General features: G+C 58.0%; 17 protein-coding genes. 8 read left to right on the top strand and 9 right to left on the bottom strand.

The window, feature by feature from the left end:
* From VJ956_RS01795 to VJ956_RS01785, 3 genes are read left to right on the top strand one after another with little or no spacing between them, the layout of a single operon-like run.
* The gene (locus VJ956_RS01795; protein ID WP_324080990.1) at positions 1-1092 is read left to right on the top strand and encodes an SMP-30/gluconolactonase/LRE family protein; all 1092 of its coding nucleotides are present in this window, start codon (positions 1-3) and stop codon (positions 1090-1092) included.
* Positions 1085-1558 (top strand): acyl-CoA thioesterase, encoded by a 474-nt coding sequence (locus tag VJ956_RS01790; RefSeq protein WP_324080987.1) that lies wholly within the window; start codon positions 1085-1087, stop codon positions 1556-1558. Before VJ956_RS01795 ends, VJ956_RS01790 begins: the two co-directional genes overlap by 8 nt.
* Before the next feature lie 31 nt (positions 1559-1589).
* Entirely contained in the window at positions 1590-2579 is a 990-nt protein-coding gene (locus tag VJ956_RS01785) for an NADP-dependent oxidoreductase (RefSeq protein ID WP_324080985.1), read from the top strand.
* An 8-nt stretch (positions 2580-2587) separates the two neighbouring features.
* Here VJ956_RS01785 and VJ956_RS01780 read toward each other — a convergent pair whose 3' ends face one another.
* From VJ956_RS01780 to VJ956_RS01770, 3 genes are all read right to left on the bottom strand, one after another.
* Positions 2588-4501 carry a sodium:proton antiporter gene (locus VJ956_RS01780; RefSeq protein WP_324080983.1) on the bottom strand — a complete coding sequence of 638 codons (1914 nt, stop codon included), beginning with the start codon at positions 4499-4501 and terminating at the stop codon, positions 2588-2590.
* Positions 4502-4528: 27 nt separating this feature from the next.
* The gene (gene tcdA / locus VJ956_RS01775; protein ID WP_324080981.1) at positions 4529-5326 is read right to left on the bottom strand and encodes a tRNA cyclic N6-threonylcarbamoyladenosine(37) synthase TcdA; all 798 of its coding nucleotides are present in this window, start codon (positions 5324-5326) and stop codon (positions 4529-4531) included.
* A gap of 141 nt (positions 5327-5467) precedes the next feature.
* Positions 5468-7243, bottom strand: coding sequence for an acyl-CoA dehydrogenase C-terminal domain-containing protein (locus tag VJ956_RS01770; RefSeq protein ID WP_324080978.1), 1776 nt, complete (start codon positions 7241-7243; stop codon positions 5468-5470).
* 150 nt (positions 7244-7393) lie between these two features.
* Here VJ956_RS01770 and VJ956_RS01765 point away from each other — a divergent pair, with 150 nt between their 5' ends.
* Positions 7394-8137 (top strand): SDR family NAD(P)-dependent oxidoreductase, encoded by a 744-nt coding sequence (locus tag VJ956_RS01765; RefSeq protein WP_324080976.1) that lies wholly within the window; start codon positions 7394-7396, stop codon positions 8135-8137.
* Positions 8138-8222: 85 nt separating this feature from the next.
* Here the strand turns inward: VJ956_RS01765 and VJ956_RS01760 are convergent, their stop codons facing one another.
* The 3 genes from VJ956_RS01760 to speA form a co-directional block, all read right to left on the bottom strand.
* Entirely contained in the window at positions 8223-8876 is a 654-nt protein-coding gene (locus VJ956_RS01760) for a ChrR family anti-sigma-E factor (protein ID WP_324080974.1), read from the bottom strand.
* Positions 8873-9472 carry a sigma-70 family RNA polymerase sigma factor gene (locus tag VJ956_RS01755; protein WP_324080972.1) on the bottom strand — a complete coding sequence of 200 codons (600 nt, stop codon included), beginning with the start codon at positions 9470-9472 and terminating at the stop codon, positions 8873-8875. Before VJ956_RS01755 ends, VJ956_RS01760 begins: the two co-directional genes overlap by 4 nt.
* A gap of 149 nt (positions 9473-9621) precedes the next feature.
* Positions 9622-11532 carry a biosynthetic arginine decarboxylase gene (speA, locus tag VJ956_RS01750; protein WP_324080971.1) on the bottom strand — a complete coding sequence of 637 codons (1911 nt, stop codon included), beginning with the start codon at positions 11530-11532 and terminating at the stop codon, positions 9622-9624.
* Positions 11533-11745: 213 nt separating this feature from the next.
* Between speA and speE the strand changes: the two genes are divergently transcribed.
* The gene (gene speE, locus VJ956_RS01745) at positions 11746-12627 is read left to right on the top strand and encodes a polyamine aminopropyltransferase (protein WP_324080969.1); all 882 of its coding nucleotides are present in this window, start codon (positions 11746-11748) and stop codon (positions 12625-12627) included.
* A gap of 207 nt (positions 12628-12834) precedes the next feature.
* On the opposite strand, the gene VJ956_RS01740 is transcribed toward speE, so the two are convergent.
* Both VJ956_RS01740 and glnK read right to left on the bottom strand, forming a co-directional pair.
* Positions 12835-14115 (bottom strand): ammonium transporter, encoded by a 1281-nt coding sequence (locus VJ956_RS01740; RefSeq protein WP_324080967.1) that lies wholly within the window; start codon positions 14113-14115, stop codon positions 12835-12837.
* 78 nt (positions 14116-14193) lie between these two features.
* On the bottom strand, positions 14194-14532 hold the full coding sequence (gene glnK / locus VJ956_RS01735; RefSeq protein WP_324080965.1) for a P-II family nitrogen regulator: 339 nt from the start codon (positions 14530-14532) through the stop codon (positions 14194-14196).
* Positions 14533-14897: 365 nt separating this feature from the next.
* Here glnK and VJ956_RS01730 point away from each other — a divergent pair, with 365 nt between their 5' ends.
* Positions 14898-15170 (top strand): accessory factor UbiK family protein, encoded by a 273-nt coding sequence (locus VJ956_RS01730; RefSeq protein WP_324080963.1) that lies wholly within the window; start codon positions 14898-14900, stop codon positions 15168-15170.
* Here VJ956_RS01730 and VJ956_RS01725 read toward each other — a convergent pair.
* Positions 15167-16459 (bottom strand): glycerophosphodiester phosphodiesterase family protein, encoded by a 1293-nt coding sequence (locus VJ956_RS01725; RefSeq protein WP_324080961.1) that lies wholly within the window; start codon positions 16457-16459, stop codon positions 15167-15169. The two genes, VJ956_RS01730 and VJ956_RS01725, sit on opposite strands and share 4 nt — an antisense overlap.
* Before the next feature lie 168 nt (positions 16460-16627).
* On the opposite strand from VJ956_RS01725, the gene VJ956_RS01720 reads away from it, so the two are divergent.
* Together VJ956_RS01720 and trmB are read left to right on the top strand one after the other, a co-directional pair.
* Complete coding sequence (locus VJ956_RS01720) at positions 16628-18151, top strand: YifB family Mg chelatase-like AAA ATPase (RefSeq protein WP_324080959.1); 1524 nt, start codon at positions 16628-16630, stop codon at positions 18149-18151.
* A 197-nt stretch (positions 18152-18348) separates the two neighbouring features.
* Positions 18349-19065 (top strand): tRNA (guanosine(46)-N7)-methyltransferase TrmB, encoded by a 717-nt coding sequence (trmB, locus tag VJ956_RS01715; protein WP_324080957.1) that lies wholly within the window; start codon positions 18349-18351, stop codon positions 19063-19065.
* The last annotated feature ends 625 nt before the right edge of the window (positions 19066-19690 follow it).

Below are 19690 nucleotides of genomic sequence, written 5' to 3'. Positions count from 1 at the left end.
ATGAGGTGGCTTTCAGGTTTATTGTTGGTGATGTTCGTGGGCATCGGCGGTTTTTTACTGGCAGAGCCAACGATCGACAGTGCCGCATGGAAACCACCGGAGCCTGTTGCCATGACTGGCAGGCTGGCCCCCAATGAGCGATTGAAATCGGCAGATCTGCTGGCCCAGGGTGAGGTTTACGGCCCTGAAGACACCACAGTGGATTCAGACGGCGTGCTCTATACCGGCACTCAGGACGGCTGGATCGTCCGGGTCTGGCCCGACGGCCGGGTCGAAAACTGGCTGCAGACCGATGGTCGGCCGCTGGGGATGGTATTTGACCAGGGCGGCAACCTGATTGTCGCAGATGCCGGGAAAGGTCTGCTATCCATCGCTCCTGACCGAACCCTGACCGTGCTTGCCCGGGAAGCCGAAGGCCTGCCGTTCGGGTTTACTGACGACGTGGACATTGCCCCGGATGGACGCATCTATTTCACCGACGCGAGTTCCCGTTTTCATCAGCATGACTACCTTCTGGATCTGCTGGAAATGCGGCCCCATGGCCGTCTGCTGCGCCACGATCCGGCTACCGGCAAAACCGAGGTGCTGATGCGCGACCTGTATTTCGCCAACGGGGTGGCGGTATCACCTGAGGGCGACTATCTGCTGATGACCGAAACCTGGAAATACCGGATCATCCGATACTGGATCAGTGGCCCCGAATCCGGAGCCGCCGAAGTGTTCGCCGAAAATCTGCCCGGATTCCCTGATAACCTTGCTGCCGACGACGCCGGACGTTACTGGGTAGCTTTTTTTACAGTGCGGAATTTCAAGGTTGATTTCATCCACCCCCGGCCCTGGCTGAAAGACATTGTGGCGAAGGTGCCGGATGCCCTGAAGCCCGGGCCCGAAGACTATGGACTGGTTATAGCCTTCAATGATCGCGGCGAAGTGCTGACCAGTCTCCATGACCCCGATGGCAGCCACCTTGGGGAAATCACCTCGGCCAATCCCCATGGCGGTCTGCTGTATTTTGGCTCTCTGCACAATGACCGGATCGGACGCATGGCTCTTGCCTCGGTTCCGGGGCTGAAGGAGCCGGAAAATGACTGATCAGTCCACCTTGAACTGGGATCTGCCAGCGCCTTTCAGCCAGGAGATCAGGGTTGCGCCGGAGCAGACTGACCGGCTGGGACATGCCAATAACGTGGTATACCTGCGCTGGCTGGAGGAAGTAAGCTGGGCCCACATTGAAAGCCTGGGCATGACCTGGGCATTGCACGAAGAGACCGGCAAAGCCATGGCCATTACCCGCACAGAGATTGATTACCTGGCCGCGGCCAATGCCGGTGACATTCTTGAACTGGGAACCTGGCTGACCGGCTTTGATGGTCGTTTCCGGTCGGCACGCCAGTTCCAGTTAATCCGTAAATCGGATGGCAAAACCCTGGTGCGGGCGCTGTCCACCCATGCCTGCGTTGATCTTGAAACCCAGCGTCCGTCCCGCATGCCCGCAGAATTCAGGCGTATTCTCGGCAGTGTCCTGGTTGCGGGTGGCCGCGGCCTTGATGAACGGTAATTACCCCACGAATCTGAAACCGGAGAACATTATGCAGAACAGCACGGATTGGAGAACGGGAACGACCATGCGCCGCGTCGCCTACGACCGGTTTGGTGAAGCCGAGGTGCTGCGGTTGGAACACGCGGAGATCCCTGAGCCCGCCGCAGACGATGTTCTCGTGCGGGTTGCCGGTGCCGGGCTCAATCCCATTGACTGGAAAACCCGCAAAGGCCTGGGGTTTGCCGCTCGCCAGATTGAAAATGATCTGCCCTGGACTCCGGGCTATGATGTGTCAGGTGAGGTTGTGGCCGTCGGGAAAAACGTGACAACGCTTGCCGCTGGTGACCGGGTGATGGGCATGGTGGGTTTTCCGGCGGGAGGTGGCGGGTACTCGGAGTATGTCGTTGCGCCCGCCGACGACCTTGCCATTGTACCGGAAGAGCTTGACCTGGTTGCTGCCGGAGCCTTGCCGCTGGCAGGGTTGACGGCCTGGCAGGCGCTGTTTGAAGTAGCCGAACTGGAATCCGGACAGAAGGTGTTGATTCACGCCGGTGCCGGTGGTGTCGGCCATCTTGCGGTACAGTTCGCGCTGGAGCGCGGCGCTCATGTGATTGCGACGGCCTCTGGTTCCAACCGGGATTTTCTGGCCGGGCTGGGAGTTCACGAAGTGATCGATTATCACACCATGCGGGTCGAGGAAGAGTGTTTCGGGCTGGATGTGGTTCTGGATCTTATCGGCGGCGATGTTGGTAAACGTTCATTGCACACTCTGAGTGAGCGCGGTGTGCTGGTTACCATTCCGACGGTAACAGCGGATGAGATTATTACCCGGGCCGAAACCATGGGCCTGAGGGCGCATGGCATGACGGTGCGGCCGGATGTATTTCATCTGGAGGAAATTGCCGAGCTCATCGAGGATGGTGATGTGCGGATCCACATCGACCAGACCTTCCCCCTTGATCAGGTGCAAGAGGCACACCAGACCCTCGAAGGCGGGCACGTTCGGGGCAAACTGGTGCTGGATTGTCGTACCCGCTGACAATCCTGTCAGGCTCTGGCCGGTTTTCCGGGCCCGGGCTCCCCGGGTTCTGACGCCGTGGGCACAGGTTCTGACGGGTTGGCCTGCAATGGGGCAGCCTCAGCCTCCTCTTTCCTTGCCTTTTCCCTGTTCAGCCGCGGCGGTACCAGGCTGATGAGCGTCCAGTCCTCGCCCAGCTTGAGATCCTCCAGGTCTTTCACCGGTGAAATCCGGTCCCGGCTATCCAGCACAAACAGGACATGGGCCTGCTGTTGGTACTTTGCCTGGAAATCGCTGAAGGTGAACTCGTCGCTCAGCTGGGTGGTTTTGATGGTGTAATTTTTCGCCGCCAGGCTGGCCAGCTTGGCATAGCTGATGCCGTTGAAAAGGCCACGGGTCATGTGGATTTTTTCGGCCGAGCGCAGCCGCGCGGTCTGTTCCTGATCGCCATCGGACAGAGTGAACACGTTGGCGGCGCCAAACCAGTCCAGGAAATGGTAGGTGGCCAGTGAATTCATATGTTTGTAGGGCGAAATTACCAGAAGATTGCCAATGCCGGTCAAATCCAGATGGGTCGAGGCATGTTCCGATACCGGATTGCCAAAATACACCTGCAGATTTTCCATTCTTGCCAGTTTGACGTTCTCATAGTTTGTATCTGTCAGGGTGACCGGCACTTTCAGGTTTTTCAGGGCGATCCCGATTTTCCGGGCAATAGGGTTGGCGCCGAGAATCAGGAAGCCATAGGCGGAAGGTTCTGCCACCTGCAATAGCCGGGCCAGAGGCCTTGCGGTCAGGCTCTGGATGGTCACGGTAGCGATGATCAACATGAAAATCAGCGGCACCAGGGCGCCTGCGCTGGCATAGCCCATTTTCTGCAGCTGGAACGCAAACAGCGCAGATACGGCGGCCGCCACAATGCCCCGGGGGGCGATCCAGCTCAGAAACAGCTTGTCTCGCCAGTTCAGCGAGGTGCCAATGGCCGACAGAAAGATGCTGGCGGGCCTTGCGACCAGCATCAGTAGCGCCAGCACAAACACCAGACCCCAGCCAAGCTCGGCGATGGCCCCGAACTCGACGCGGGCCGCCAGAATGATAAACAGCGCGGAAATCAGCAGTACACTGAGGGATTCCTTGAATTCCAGAATGTTATCGATAGGTACCTGTTTCATGTTTGCCATCCACATACCCATGACCGTGACGGTCAGCAGCCCGGATTCATGGGCCAGCTCATTGGACAGCGCGTAGACCCCCAGCATGAAAGTGAGGGTGCCTGCATTGTGCAGATATTGCGGAACCAGGTGTCTGCGCAGCGCAATACCGTTGAGCCACCCGGCAACGGCGCCGATGACAAAGCCGACAGTCAGGGTTTTGGCAAAGATCCACAGGGAATGGCCGAACACGTTGCCCTGGCCCCAGGACACAATACCCTCAAAAACCAGAACCGCCAGCAGGGCGCCCACCGGGTCAATAATGATGCCTTCCCAGCGCAGGATATTGGCGAGTTTCGGTTTTGGCCGAACCGAGCGCAGCAGGGGCGCAATAACGGTGGGGCCGGTGACAATAGAGATGGCCCCGAACAGCAGAGCCACCTCCCAGGACACGTCCAGAACCCAACGGGCCGAAAGCGTACCGATAATGCAGGTCACGACCGAGCCGACCGGAATCAGGTTGCGCACCATCTTGCCGTGACCGGCGATATCGCTGAAATGCAGGGTCAGGCTGCCCTCAAAAAGAATGATGGCGACCGACAGTGAAATCAGCGGGAACAGCAGATCACCAAACACCGCTTCAGGGTCGAGCAGCCCGGTCAGGGGGCCGGCTGCGATACCGCCTGCCAGCAGAAACAGGATGGCAGGCATCCGGACCCGCCAGGCCAGCCACTGGCAGAAGAGCGAAATAATACCGATGCACGCTAGCAGAAAGACTGTACTGACGGTCATGATGAGGTCAGTTTCCTCTGGTTAGGATCAGGGTGTGGTGCTGGCTTTGCGGGCGAGGCGACCAATAAGTCTGGAGGCGGCAAAAAAGCCGAAGCTGGCGGTAACCGGGCTGGCTGCTCCGAACCCGGTGGCACAATCCAGCCTGACCGGGCCATCGGTGGCCGGCTTCTGCAAACAGACTTCACCGTCTCCGGCAGGATACGTCAGCTGTTCCAGGGAGTACACGGCCTCAATACCGAAGCGCCGACCCGGGTTGCGGGAAAAGCCATACTCCCGCCGCAGGAGGTTGCGTACCTTGGCCAGCAGCGGGTCCTGGGTGGTGCGGCTGAGATCGCTGACCTTGATCCGGGTCGGGTCCATCTGGCCACCGGCGCCACCGGCGCAGACCAGCGGAATCTTCTGGCGTTTGCAATGGGCTACCAGTGCCGCCTTGGCCCTGACACTGTCAATGGCATCGATCACCCCGGACAGTTCACCACTGACCAGTTCCGTCACGTTGTTCGGCGTCACAAAGCCGAAATGCACGCGGATATCCGCCTGCGGGTTGATGGCACGCAACCTTGCCGCCATGGCGTCAGTCTTGGTCTGGCCATACTGGTCATTCAGCGCGTGAAGCTGACGGTTGGTGTTGGACACACACACGTCGTCCATATCAATCAGCGTGATGGTGCCAATACCGGTGCGGGCCAGGGCCTCCGCTGCCCAGGAACCGACGCCGCCCAGGCCGATAATGGCAATGTGCGCGCCGCGAAAGGCCTCCAGCGCTGTGCGGCCATACAGGCGTTCAATGCCGCCAAAGCGGAACTGGTAATCATTGTCGGTCACTGTGCCCCTCCGATGTTTGCGGGCCTGGTGAAGGTCCCGGCGGGGAAGGATTGTACCCCGGCTTTCCGGCTATACAAAAAGCCAGCCACAAAAAAGGCCGCGTAAAGCCGCGGCCTGAAGGCAGGTGCCTGATCCGGAAAGCTATGCCGCCCAGTGGTCGTCGCCAGGATCCATCATCGAATCCTTGCCGGTTTCGATATCATGCTGCAGCTGCCCGATTTCCGGCAGGATCTTCTCGAAATAGAAGCGTGCGGAAATCACTTTGGCCTCCAGCAGTGGCCTGTTGCCCTCGCCCCCGTCGAGCCGCGACTGAGCCACGCCCGCCATGCGGGACCAGAGGTAGGCGATAACCGTCAGCGCCATCAGCCGCAGATAGGGCGACGCTGCGGCGCCGGCCTGCTCCGGATCGTTGGGGGCATTGCGGGCAATCCAGGTGGTGGCGGACTCCAGCGTTGCCACTGCGCCCCTGAGCTGTTCGCAGTGCGGCGCATCCGGGTTGTCTTGCAGAAAGCCGGTCAGTTCGCCGAAAAGGGTGCTAACCAGTTGACCGCCTTTCAGTCCCAGCTTGCGACCAACCAGATCCATGGCCTGAATACCGTTGGTACCTTCATAGATCCGGGCGATACGACCGTCGCGAACCAGCTGTTCCAGCGGCCAGTCGGTGGTGAAGCCGGAGCCTCCCAGGACCTGCAGGCCGATGTTGGCATTGTTGTAGCCTTCGTCGGTCAGGAACGCCTTGACCACGGGTGTCAGCAACTGCACCAGATCGTCCGAGGATTCGCGCACGGCTGCGTCCGGGTGGGCCACGGCCAGGTCAAGCTGCTGACCGGTGAACAGAGCCAGGGCACGCATGCCCTCGTTCAGTACTTTCTGGCGCATCAGCATGCGGCGAACGTCCGGATGAACGATGATCGGGTCGGCCGGGCCGTCAGGGTTCCTGGGGCCGCTCAGGGAACGGCTCTGCAGGCGTTCCCGGGCGAAGCCGAGGCTTTCCTGGTAGGCCATCTCCGCCACACCCAGGCCCTGCATGCCCACCATCAGACGGGCTTCATTCATCATGGTGAACATGGCGCGCATGCCGTCATTGGGTTCGCCCACCAGCCAGCCCCTGGCCCCTTCGAAATTCATCACGCAGGTCGCGGAGCCCTTGATGCCCATCTTGTGCTCAAGGCCGCCACAGAAAGCCTGGTTGCGCTCGCCGCTGGCGGGCAGCACCTTGGGTACCACAAACAGCGAGATGCCTTTGGTGGTGTCCGGAGCGCCCGGCAGTTTGGCCAGAACCAGATGCACAATGTTGTCGACCAGGTCGTGCTCGCCACCGGTGATCCAGATCTTGGTACCTTCAATTGCGTAGGAGCCATCGTCGTTCGGCGTGGCTCTGGTGCGGATCATGCCCAGATCCGTGCCGCACTGGGGCTCGGTCAGGCACATGGTGCCGGTCCATTCGCCGGAGATCAGTTTTTCCAGGTAGATCTCTTTAAGTTGGTCCGAGCCGTGGGCGTGCAGAGTGGTGATAGCCCCGTGGGTCAGGCCGGGATACATGCCCAGCGACAGGTTGGTGGAGCACATCATTTCATCCACCACGAACTTCAGGGTATGGGGCAGGCCCTGACCGCCAAACTGGACCGGTGCGTCGAGCGCGGTCCAGCCTCCTTCCACAAATCTGGCGTAGGCCTCTTTGAACCCGTCAGGTGTTGTTACCTCGTGGTTTTCGGGGTTGTAATGGCAACCCTGGCGGTCACCCACCTTGTTGGTAGGCTGGATGACTTCTGAGGCTAGTTTTCCGGCTTCTTCAATCACCGCGGTGATCAGGTCGGGTGTCGCATCGGTGTACTGTTCCAGTTCGTGGAGCTTGTCGACGCCCAGCACGTCGAACAGCAGAAAGCTGAGATCATTAGCCGGAGCCCGGTACTGCATAAAAATTTCTCCTCAAACCATCGGTCGGGTAAAACAGACCCGGAATTTACTTCATTCATACGATCGTTTGAATTTGCTGGTTCACCGGAAAAAAGTCCGACTGGGAAGTTTTTCGTATTGCACACAGACCCTGAAGCAGGAGAACAGAACATGAAGCACATTCTGATTGCCGGAATATCGGGCGCCATCGGCCATGCTTTGGCAGAGCACTATCTGGGCCGGGACCAGCAACTGCAGATAATCGGACTCTGCCGCGATCCGGCGGCTGTCAGCTTTGATCCGGCTGTGGCTGACCGGGTGTCTCTGGTCCCATGGGATGCGGCCTCCTCAACTGACCCCGGCGAGACAGGGTCTGAAATTGCACGGGTACTGGCAGCGGAGAAGGGGCTGGACCTGGTGATTTATGCAGCGGGTTTCCTGCATGGCGCGGGAATTCAGCCCGAGAAGCGACTCGAGGACCTGAATGCGGAAGCGCTTGCCCATGCTTTCGCCGTCAACGCGACGGGTTTCGCGATATTGATGCGGGCAATAGCACCCTGGCTCCGGCATCGGCGTTTCAAGATCGTGGCGGCTGTTTCCGCAAAAGTGGGTTCGATCGAGGATAACGGCTTCGGAGGCTGGTACGCCTATCGCAGTTCAAAGGCGGCGCTGAACATGCTGGTGCGGAATCTGTCTGTTGAATTACCCCGGAAATGCCGGCCCCTGGCCTGTGTTGCTGTCCATCCGGGTACCACCCTGTCACCGCTGAGCGAACCTTTCTCACGATCCCTGGCGCAGTTAAAAGTGCATCAGCCAGCAGAAACGGCGGAAAACATCGCAACCGTGCTCGAAGGACTGACCGAAGATAGCAACGGCCAGTTTCTGAGCTGGGATGGCTCGCAGATTCCCTGGTAACAGTGCATTCAAAAAAAAGGCCGGGAAATTCCCGGCCGGAAAGCCAGCCTGACTGACAGGCAATGAGGGTTGGGGGCAGTACCGCTCAGCGAATAAAGGGATTGAGCATGCGACCGAACATGCCTGTCAATTTGACCGGAGCGCTAAGCACCGAGAGCGTTATGCAGTCTTCGCAACCCACTGCCACGGGTTTGTGATCATCTTCCTGGTTCAGGACCACAAAATCCCACTGGTTAAAGACGCCTTTCTGATCGGCAAACGCGCCCTGCAGAACAATCGTTGTCTCCTCACCACGGTGGGTGTGGGATGGCGCCTTGCCGCCAGCTGCCAATTTCTGCAACACAACCTGTTCCTGCTGTCCGGGGAAACGATCCGTTATATCCAGAACACTCACATCACCTAACTGGCGCTTCCAGGGCAGGCTGTTCAGATCGTCGCCCAGAAGCTTTGCAAGCGGGCTGATCCGTTCGCTGCCTTTTGCTGCCGCACCGACAGAACCGCCTTCGATGATTTCGTCGCTGTCTATGCGCGACAGAATCGAATCAAACATATCAGCAGACAGTTCAGATTTGGGCTGGCTCTCCATAAGCACGGCACCCAGGCTGTCGAGGGTTTCAACCCGGCTGCAACACTCAGCGCATTTATCAAGATGCAGCCTGATACACAGGGCGTGCGGGTCGCTCAGGTTGCCAGCACTGAACTCCATCAGAGTCGTTGTATCGGGGTGATGCGGTTTCATACGTTTTGGTCCTGCAGAATCACTTTCAACTTGTTCAGCGCCAGACGAACCCGGCTCTTGACGGTGCCAAGCGGGATATTCAATTCATCCGCCACCATCTGGTGGGACTTACTTTCCATGTAAACCTTGGCGATGACGGTAACCTGCTCTTCCGGCAGGTGCCTGAGCGAGTCGCGGACCCGGCGCTCTGACATCAGGCGGTGTAGTGATGTGACCGGTTCATTTTCATGCTCGCCGGGAATCTGCCACAAATCTTCTGTTTCTACTGGCATCTCGGCACTGGTGCGCTGCATCTTGCGCAACATATCGATACGCTGATTCCGGGCAATGGTAAATATCCAGGTCGATGCGGCCGCCTTCTTCCAGTCATAAAGACAGGACCGGCGCCATATCGAGACGAAGACTTCCTGAACCAGTTCTTCAGCGTGGTTTGCCATGCCGTTGGCCATCGCGTAATACTTTATCTGCGGGCCAAAGTGCTGAAACAGCGCGTGATACGCTTCACGATCCTGGTTTTTACCAACTTTTTCCAGCAGTTGGCTCCAGGGATCTTTTCTGCCCTCGGCCCGTGCTGGCTTTTGATCCAGTGTGGACACCGGACGCTCCTTGACTGTTGCATAACTGGAAACTGTTTTGTTTATCATTCTATGCGCTCGTCCCGAATTTGTCAGACGCTTATTATTACGATGGCATGGTCCGGTCGGATCGCTCAGATTCAAAAAATGGAGAAAGGCCTGAAAGGTGGTTATTCTTCCAGGTAGGTGTAGCCGCTTAATCCGCTTGTCAGCTCTGCCAGCAGCTTCTCCCGGCTAGCCTGATCGAATTCGCTGGTTGCAAATTTGCTTTCATAGGCCTGCATCAGCGCGTTGGGCTCAAAGTTCACGTACTGGAGCACCTTGGCCACTGTGTCGCCGTTGATCGGATCGCTTATGATGTAGCCACCGCCTTTGTTGCCGCGCACATCCACGGAATGGGTATCGCCAAACAGGTTGTGCATGTCCCCGAGTATTTCCTGATATGCGCCGGTCATGAAAAAACCCATCAGCAGGGGCTCACCGGGCACATCGGCGGGCAGCGGCAGGGTGGTTTCGATGCCCTGGCCGTCGACATAGCGGTCAATACGGCCGTCGGAATCACAGGTGATGTCCTGAATCACCGCGCGCCGGTTCAGCGGTCGGTGCAGGCCGTTTATCGGCATGATCGGAAAGATCTGGTTTATGCCCCACACGTCCGGCAATGACTGGAACAGCGAGAAATTGACAAACAGCTTCTCGGCCAGTTTCTCGTCCAGCTCGTCGATGATTTCCCGGTGTGCCCGGTTGGCCGGGTTCAGCTGTTCCTGAAGCGCACGGCAACAGGCTTTGTAAAGTGTTTCTGCCTGGGCCCGGTCGGTCAGCGACAGTACGCCGTGGGCGAACTGGGCGTGTACGTCTGACATGGCATGAACGGTGTCGTGATAGATTTCCGCCAGAGACCGGCCAGAACTTTGCTCCTGAAGATTGTCCAGATCCCGCTGCAGAGCATGCAGCGGCTCGGGGGCACTGGCCTTGAGCGGTCTGGTTTGCTGTCGGTCCGGTACCTCGCGGTCAATTACATTGGCAATCAGCACGGCATGGTGGGCGGTGAGTGCTCGCCCGGATTCGCTGATCAGATCAGGATGGGGAATAGCTGATCGGTCACACTCGGATTGCAGGATATGAACCACATTATAGGCGTACTCCCGAACGCTGTAGTTCATGGAGCAACTGCTCCGGGAGCGTGTGCCCTCATAGTCCACTCCCAGGCCACCGCCGATATCCACGGTGCGGACAGGCGCGCCCAGATGACGCAGTTCGCTGTAAAAGCGCGCGCACTCACGCAGGCCGGTCTGAATGTCACGGATATTGGCGATCTGTGAGCCCAGATGGAAGTGCAGCAACTGAAGGCAATCCAGTGCGCCGGCTTCCTTCAGGGTATTGACCACAGCCAGAACCTGGCTGGCGGACAGCCCGAACTTGGATTTCTCGCCCCCGGTGTTCTGCCAGTTGCCCTTGCCGATGGTCGCCAGCCTTGCGCGCACGCCAATCAGCGGGGTAATACCCAGGTCCCTGGCTTCTTCGAGAATCAGCGGCAGTTCCGACTGCTTTTCAACCACAATATACACCTGATGTCCCAGCTTCTGGCCAATCAGGGCCAGCCGGATGTATTCGCGGTCCTTATAACCATTACAGACGATAACCGACCCCTGCTGGCGGGATAATGCCAGCACGACCATCAGTTCGGGTTTGCTGCCTGCCTCCAGGCCTATCTGTTTATTGGTCGCCGCCGGTTCTGCGTTCAGCAATTCTTCAACGACCCGGCGCTGCTGGTTGACCTTGATCGGGTATACCGCCGTGTACCGCCCCCGATAGTTCTGTTGTGCAGATACCTCGTTGAAGGCATCGCAAAGCGCATTGACCCGGTCGTGAAGAATGTCGGTGAAGCGCACCAGCACCGGCAACTGAATACCCCGGCTGGTCAATGACTGCGCCAGCTCCGGCAGGCTGATGCTTTCGCGGCTGTGGCCCCGGTCCGGGCGAATCTGAACGTCGCCGGTGGCGGAAACGCCGATGTAGCCGTCGCTCCAGTGGGCGATGTTATACACCTCATAAGCTGTGCCATTGCCGGATTCGCTCATAGTGCCTCGACCTGTGCTTTGACCCGGGCGGTTATTCGCCGGAAACTGGCGCTCATTGTAGGGATTCCTCGACGCTGCCGAAAGCCAGGTCAGCAGATTTAGCCAGCCCGGAGCTTTAGCTACCGGCAGCAGGCACCTACAATAACCAGTTGATCAAACCATCATTCAAAACGAGCATCGCCCAGGCGCGCTCATCGCCCTTGGAGAAACATCATGGCAGAACTGAACGACGGCTGGTTTACCGAGATATTTCAGGACCACGGCACCGCATTTTCGCTGAAAGTGACGAAAAAACTGCACGAAGAGCAGACCCGGTTCCAGAAACTGGAAGTATGGGCGACTGAAACCTTCGGCAACCTGATGGTCATTGACGGTTGTGTGATGCTGACCGGTCGTGACAACTTTCTTTACCATGAAATGATGACCCATCCGGCGCTGTTTACCCATCGCGACCCGAAGAAAGTTGTCATTGTCGGTGGTGGTGACTGCGGCACACTGAAAGAAGTCCTCAAGCACCCTGGCGTAGAGGACGCCTGGCAGGTGGAAATAGACGAGCGTGTCACCCGCGTGTCGGAAGCTTACTTCCCCGAACTGTGCGAATCCAACAGCGACCCCCGCGCCAATTTCTTCTTCGGTGACGGCATTCAGTGGATGCGCGATGTGGTGCCGGACAGCCTGGACCTGATCATCATCGACAGCACCGACCCGGTGGGCCCGGCCGAGGGTCTGTTCGCCCTGGATTTTTACCGCGACTGCATGCTGGCACTGCGGGATGGCGGCATTATCGTGCAGCAAAGCGAATCCCCGCTGCTGCACACCAACACCATCATCAAGGACATTCACGAGGATATGAAAAAAGCGGGCTTCGACCACGTCCGCACCCTGCCATTTCCGCAACCGGTTTACCCCACCGGCTGGTGGAGCTGCACCATGGCTGGCAAGGAAAAGCCGGTGATCTACTTTCGGGAGGAAGACGCCGACCAGCGCCCGTTTGTAACCCGCTACTACAATGCCGATATCCACCGGGGAGCGCTTGCCATGCCGCAGTTCATGGTGGATGTACTGGAAGATGAGGTGATGTCCAGCGAGCGGTAGGTAATCCGGGATAGGATGCAGGGAGATAGCGAAGGCGAAGGGAAGGACGCTTTCCGGGATCGTCAAAAACATGGATGTTTTTGTCGAGCGTACAGGGATGTATTTACAGCGTATCCCGGAAAGCGTCCTTTCCTTCGCCGACAAACTCCAGATCAAAAAAAGGGCGCCTGCAGGCGCCCCTCTTCTTGTCCAGAATCTCAACCCATATTACTTGGCGCTGAGAAACTCCGGGTAGGCTTCCATGCCGCACTCGGCAACGTCCACACCCTCGTACTCGATCTCGTCGCTGACACGCAGACCCATGATCGCCTTGATGATGCCCCAGACAATCAGGCTGGTGCCGAACACCCAGACGAAGATGGTCAGGGTACCGACCAGTTGACCCATGAAGGTCGCACCGTCGTTGGACAGCAGTACCGCGAAGATACCCCAGATACCCACCACGCCGTGGACCGAGATAGCGCCGACCGGATCGTCAATGCGGATCTTGTCCAGGAACACGATCGAGAACACAACGATCACGCCGCCGAGGGCGCCGACAATGGTAGCCAGTAGCGGTGACGGGCTTGCCGGATCAGCCGTGATCGCAACCAGGCCGGCCAGAGCACCGTTCAGGGCCATAGTCAGGTCGGCTTTGCCGAACATGATGCGGGCAACGAGCAGGGCCGCAATCAGGCCGCCGGAAGCGGCAGCGTTGGTGTTCAGGAACACGTTGGCCACTTCGTTGGCAACACCGATGCCACCCAGCTTGAGGGTAGAGCCGCCGTTGAAGCCGAACCAGCCCATCCACAGGATGAACATGCCGAGGGTTGCCAGCGGCAGGTTGGCGCCCGGGAAGGCCTTGATCTGGCCATTCGCACCGTACTTGCCTTTACGGGCACCCAGCAGGATGACACCGGCCAGGGCCGCTGCAGCGCCTGCCATGTGAACGATGCCGGAACCGGCGTAGTCACTGTAGTTCAACTCATAGAGCCCAAATACAGAGTCGCCGTTCCAGGTCCAGGCGCCTTCCATCGGATAGATGAAGCCGGTCATCACAACCGCGAAGATCAGGAAAGCCCAGAGCTTCATGCGTTCGGCAACCGCACCAGAGACAATCGACATGGCCGTTGCCACGAACACGACCTGGAAGAAGAAGTCAGAAGCACCGGCGTACTCGCCCATGTCAGCGAAACCGGCATCATTGGAGGCCGTCAGAACGGCCGCAACAGCTGCGTCGTCCATGCCGGAAACGGTCGTGATGCCGCTCAGGAACAGGCCGCCGCCGTACATGATGTCGTAACCGCAGACCAGGTACATGGTACAGGCGATGGCAAACAGCGCGACGTTCTTGGTCAGGATTTCAGTGGTGTTCTTGGCGCGGACAAGTCCGGCTTCCAGCATTGCGAAACCCGCCGCCATCCACATGACCAGGGCACCGCAGATAAGGAAGTAGAACGTATCCATTGCGTATTGCAATTCAAAAATATGATTGAGATTACTTTCCATTGGTAAGCCCTCCGCACGAGGCTAATCTTTTGGCATTAAAAAATTTTTGCGTTGGCTGAGTCTGATCGTGTTACCGGTTCAGACGGCTTCTTCGCCGGTCTCGCCGGTCCGGATACGGACGGCCTGTTCCAGTTCAGTCACAAAGATCTTGCCGTCACCGATCTTGCCGGTGTTGGCGGCCTTGGTGATGGACTCGATAACCTGGTCCAGAAGGCTATCGCCGATGGCGACCTCAATCTTGACCTTTGGCAGGAAATCCACGACGTATTCTGCGCCCCGGTAGAGCTCTGTATGGCCTTTCTGGCGACCGAAGCCTTTGACTTCAGTGACCGTTACTCCTTGAACGCCAATCTCGGATAGTGCCTCACGGACATCATCCAGTTTGAAAGGCTTGATGATCGCTGTCACAAGTTTCATGGGTTTCTCCTTGGTAAAGCCGTCTCAAAAGTCAGGATTCTCAGGGTCCCGTTGATTGAGTTCGGGATGCTGCCACCTCGCACACCAATTGTGCGGATTGCGTACAAGGCTTTTAGCATCGTGTGTGCCAACGCAAAAAAAACTCTAAAATTCAGAGAGATATCAATCGACCGGTCCAAAATGGATCGTTTGGACGCACTATAATGGTGCCGCGCATGGGCCAATGAACCAAAATGGTGCGCAGGCTCAATGTGTGTTTCCATGCTCTTCAGTCTCCATTATAGGGTGTACCGGGCTCAGTATGGCAGGGGTCATGGTGTGATACACTTTTGACCATTCAAGCGGAAATGATTGTGAGGTGCAATGTGAAAGGTCCCCAGGATTTCTTTGCCCAGTTGCAGGGACAGCTCGGCCATTTCGTACCCGATATGGCACGGGCTGCCCGTGATGATTTTGAGGCGCAGGCGCGGGCCACCGTGATGACGGTTATGTCACGCCTGGAACTTGTGACGCGGGAGGAATTTGACGCCCAGCAGGCGGTGCTGATGAAAACCCGTGAGAAGGTTGAAGCCCTTGAAAAGCGGGTTGACGCCCTGGAAAAACAGGCGGCTTCTGCAACGTCTATCAAGGAGAGCTAGGGAATCGTGATTCCCATGCAGTTGGCATAGAAAGTTGTAGTTGCAGGCCAGTCCGAAAAGATTCCGATAACCCCGACATCCTGTGCCAGTACATCAATCACCCTGAGCACATCGCCATCCCTGTTGATGGCATCGGTAATGGTCTGGAAATACCAGCCACCGCCATCCGCCAGCGGGCCACTGCGTTCCACTGTCCAGGCAATCAGACCGAGCCCCGCCAGGCGGGCGTTGTCGGCGTAGGCAGAAGGAACGATTTCGCCCTGACCATCCAGCGCCAGCAATTTCCAGAGCGCCGGTGCCACAATGTTCACGCCCCGGGCTTTCAGACCTTTCATGTAGGCCAGTGAAGAGTTACCCACTGTCGGTTGTGCCTGGTCAAGCAACACGGCCTGACGGCCAAACCGGGGCATTTCCTTTACCCAGAACAGCACATCGTCCAGGTTGAAGGACTGGGGCCATACCTTTTCCGGCTTGACGCCTGCATTGATATAGTCCCGGATCATCTGGGCCGCATAATCCTGGCGGCTATAGTCACCCTCGAATGGCATTGCTACCACCGGAGATTTCAGTTCAGGGCTGAATTTCACGCCGAGAGGCTTCAACAGCTCGATATACTCGCGATGGGTCATCAGTGTGCCGCGGCTGGAGTAGAGGTCCGTGCGCCAGGCAGCGGTGCCACCCAGGTATTCTTCCGGTGTTGTCGCCATCGGCTCGAAGGCATCCATTTTGCCGCTGAGGCTTTTGAATTCAGCCAGGCTGATATCGCTGGTCCGGCATTGTGCCTGTGCCGGGGTTCCGGTGGCGGGGTCGGCAGGCACAAACGGCTGGGTGCATTTGGCGTTCAGCTCGGGAATGGCAACGATGTTGGTCGTGGTGTGAAGGTCATTCTGGGCATGCCGGCATACCAGCTTACGGTCTTTGGTGAAGGTGACATCGCACTCGACTATGCCGGCACCCATTCGGGCTGCAGCCACATAGGATTCGCGGGTGTGTTCCGGAAACTGCAGGGGCGCCCCGCGGTGCCCGATGGAAAAGTCCGAAGTCCGGAAGCTGGCGGTCTGGCATGATTGCAACTGTTCTTTCAGTGCGCCCTCATCCATGTCGGCCACCAGCCAGAAAGGGCGTGGTCCGATCTGGACCGAGGCCGCCTGCCGGTCCTGCTGATACCGGTCACGGGAGGGGGTGTCCCACTGCTCTTCAGAGCCGTTGCCGGGAGAGGCCTGAGCCAGGGCGGCAGAGATCAATGTGAGTGCGCACAGCAGCATGCCCGGGACTGGCTGTAACGTCATCACCGGCTCCTTGTAAAATGAATGATACTACTCATCCGGTATCTGACCACATGGGTAACGCAGGATGAGGTACGGAATAGCTCCGGGTTTTCTCGAGTGGTTGCACATCGAGTTAAGCCATACATAATAGAGTCTCTTGAGTTTTTTTTGAAACCATGGAAGGTTGTCATGTTAGCCATCGTTCATACCCGCGCCTGTGTTGGCGTGTCTGCGCCGTCAGTGACGGTGGAAGTCCATCTTTCCGGCGGCCTGCCGGCGCTGGCAATCGTCGGCCTGCCTGAAACCGGGGTACGCGAAAGCCGGGAGCGGGTGCGTAGTGCCCTGCTCAATTCCGGTTTTGAATTCCCGGCCAAGCGAATAACCATCAATCTTGCTCCGGCAGACCTGCCAAAGGAGGGAGGGCGTTTCGATCTGCCCATCGCTCTGGGCATTCTGGCCGCATCCGGTCAGATTCCTCCTGAAAGTCTTGAAAAAGTGGAATGCCTTGGGGAATTATCCCTGGATGGCGCATTGCGCCCGTTGAAGGGCGTACTCCCGGCCGTTCTGGCTGCCCGCAGCGATCAACGCCAGTTGCTGATTCCGCTGGCCAACGCCGATGAGGCTGCGCTGGCCAGCGAGGGCGATGTGTTTGCTGCCAACCATTTGCTGGCTATTTGTGAACATCTTTCTGAACGGGCACGGCTTCGCCCGGTAGCAACCCTGGAATTTGATGGCGGACCCGCCAAAGCCCCGGACCTGGCTGACGTCCGGGGCCAGAAAGTGCCAAGGCGGGCGCTGGAGGTGGCTGCCGCCGGCGGGCATAACCTGTTGATGTTTGGCCCACCGGGCACTGGCAAAAGTATGCTTGCCAGTCGCCTGCCCGGCATTCTTCCGCCCCTGACCAACGAGGCCATGCTCGATGTCGCCAGCATCTATTCGGTTGCCGGCCTGGCCATGCCCGACGGTTACTGGCATTGTCCGCCCTATCGCGCACCCCATCATACCGCCTCAGCGGTGGCGATGGTGGGTGGCGGGGGCAGCCCCAGGCCGGGTGAAATTTCCCTCGCTCATCGGGGTGTCCTGTTTCTGGATGAACTGCCGGAATTTGGTCGCCAGGTGCTTGAAGTGTTGCGGGAGCCCATGGAAAGCGGCGAAATCGCGATCAGTCGGGCGTCACGGCAGGTGACTTTCCCGGCGAGGTTTCAGGTGATTGCGGCGATGAATCCATGCCCCTGCGGATATCTTGGTCATCCCTCGATCGAATGTCAGTGCACACCACCGCAGGTGCTCCGTTATCGCGCAAAGGTTTCTGGCCCGCTGCTGGACCGGTTCGATCTGCATGTCGAAGTGCCGGTACAAAGTCCGCAGCTGCTGATGACGTCCGCCAGTAACAGTGAAAACAGTGAGTCGGTTCGCCGGCGGGTGGGTCGCGCCCGTGACCGACAGCATAGCCGGGGTGTGGTGAATGCCATGCTCAGTGGCCCCGAACTCGACCGTCATTGCAGCCTGGATCCGGCCAGTCAGGCTCTGCTGACCGGGGCCATGGAGCGGCTTGGCCTGTCAGCCCGTGCCCTGCACCGGATTCTCAGGGTTGCCCGGACGCTGGCAGATCTCGAGGGTGCGGAATCGGTAACCCAGACCCACCTGGTGGAGGCGTTGGGCTATCGCAAACTGGATCGCCAGCAGTCCCGCAATGCTCAGGCATCCGTATAGATCTGATAAACTTACTGTAAAATGAATTCAGCAAGCTTTACTAAGCTGAATGAAAGCAGGCGGACACGTCTATTCAAGACACGCCGTAGATACATCCATGTAGGCTCGGATGCAGCATCCCTGCTGCATACGGTCCTGAATAGACGTGTCCGCCTGCTTTCCTACTCATTATTAATTACGGCGGTTGAGGATATCCGATGAGCGAACAGAATAACGATCCCGGCGATGCGCCGGTTGTCACCCGCAAGGGAGTGCGCAGTTTTGTGCTGCGTCAGGGCCGGATGACCGAGGGTCAGAAAAAAGCCTATGATCGCAACTGGTCCAAATACGGGTTGACCCGCGAGCAGGGCATGATTGACCCCCGCGAAATATTCGGCCGCGACAATATGCTGAATCTTGAAATCGGCTTTGGTATGGGCCAGTCACTGGCGGAGATGGCGGAAGCATCGCCGGAACAGGACTTCATCGGAGTGGAAGTGCATCTGCCAGGGGTGGGGGCGCTATTGAAAGAGGTCGAGGACCGCGGCCTGGAGAACATCAGGGTGTATGCGATTGATGCCAATGATGTGGTGGATTTCTGCCTGCCCGATGCAGCACTTGATCGGGTGATGGTGTATTTCCCGGATCCCTGGCCCAAGAAAAAACACCACAAACGCCGTCTGGTTCAGCACGACTTCGTTCAGCGACTGCGCCACAAACTGCGGGTGGGCGGGGTTCTTCATCTGGCCACGGACTGGGAGAATTACGCCGAGCACATGATGGAAATCATGGGTGAATCCGAAGGCTTCGAAAACGCAGTAGAGCCGGGTGCTTTTGCGCCGCGCCCCGATGAGCGGCCCATGACCAAATTCGAAAAACGGGGGGAAAACCTCGGCCACGGGGTCTGGGATCTGCTGTTCTACCGAACCAACTAGTCAGATACCAAGCTGGATGAAATTAGGCGGACACGTCTATTCAGTACACGCCATGGATACCCCTGCGGGGTCCAGCCAGCAATCACAGATTGCTGTCGTTCAGCTGTCGCATGAAGCTTCGCTTCATAAGCGCTCGGCTTCACCCCTGTAGGGCTCGATCGCGCCATCCCTGGCGCTCAACGTTTTTGGCAAGCCCTACCGGCCATCGCCCTGGTCTAACTATTTGCAGGCCCGCCTGTGCAAATACAAGTAGGTGGATTAGACGAAGTCATAATCCGACGGTAGTCAGGCCGGTTGGATGCTTCTGGCTTTGTTGGATTGCCCTTTGCTTGATCCAACCTACGTTTAGGCGGCATTCCGGCAGGCCCGAAACAGGTCGACGGAGAGTGGTGGGTATACCGTTCCAAAAATGTGCGGAGCCATGGATGGCGGAGCCCAAGCGCACATGGATGTGCTTGTAGCGTTTTTTGGAACGGTATACCCACCACTCGCCATGCTCCAAAACCAAGACAAATTGGGCCGAGGTTTAGTAAAGCTCCAGACTTACAGGAACACCACGCAAGGAATTAGGCAAGGCCTCCCGAATTTCCACGTCAATAAAGTTCCCGACCACCTCCGGATTCTC

This window comes from Marinobacter sp. (assembly GCF_035268745.1).
Classification (GTDB): domain Bacteria; phylum Pseudomonadota; class Gammaproteobacteria; order Pseudomonadales; family Oleiphilaceae; genus Marinobacter.
This window is presented reverse-complemented; position numbering and strand designations above follow the sequence as displayed.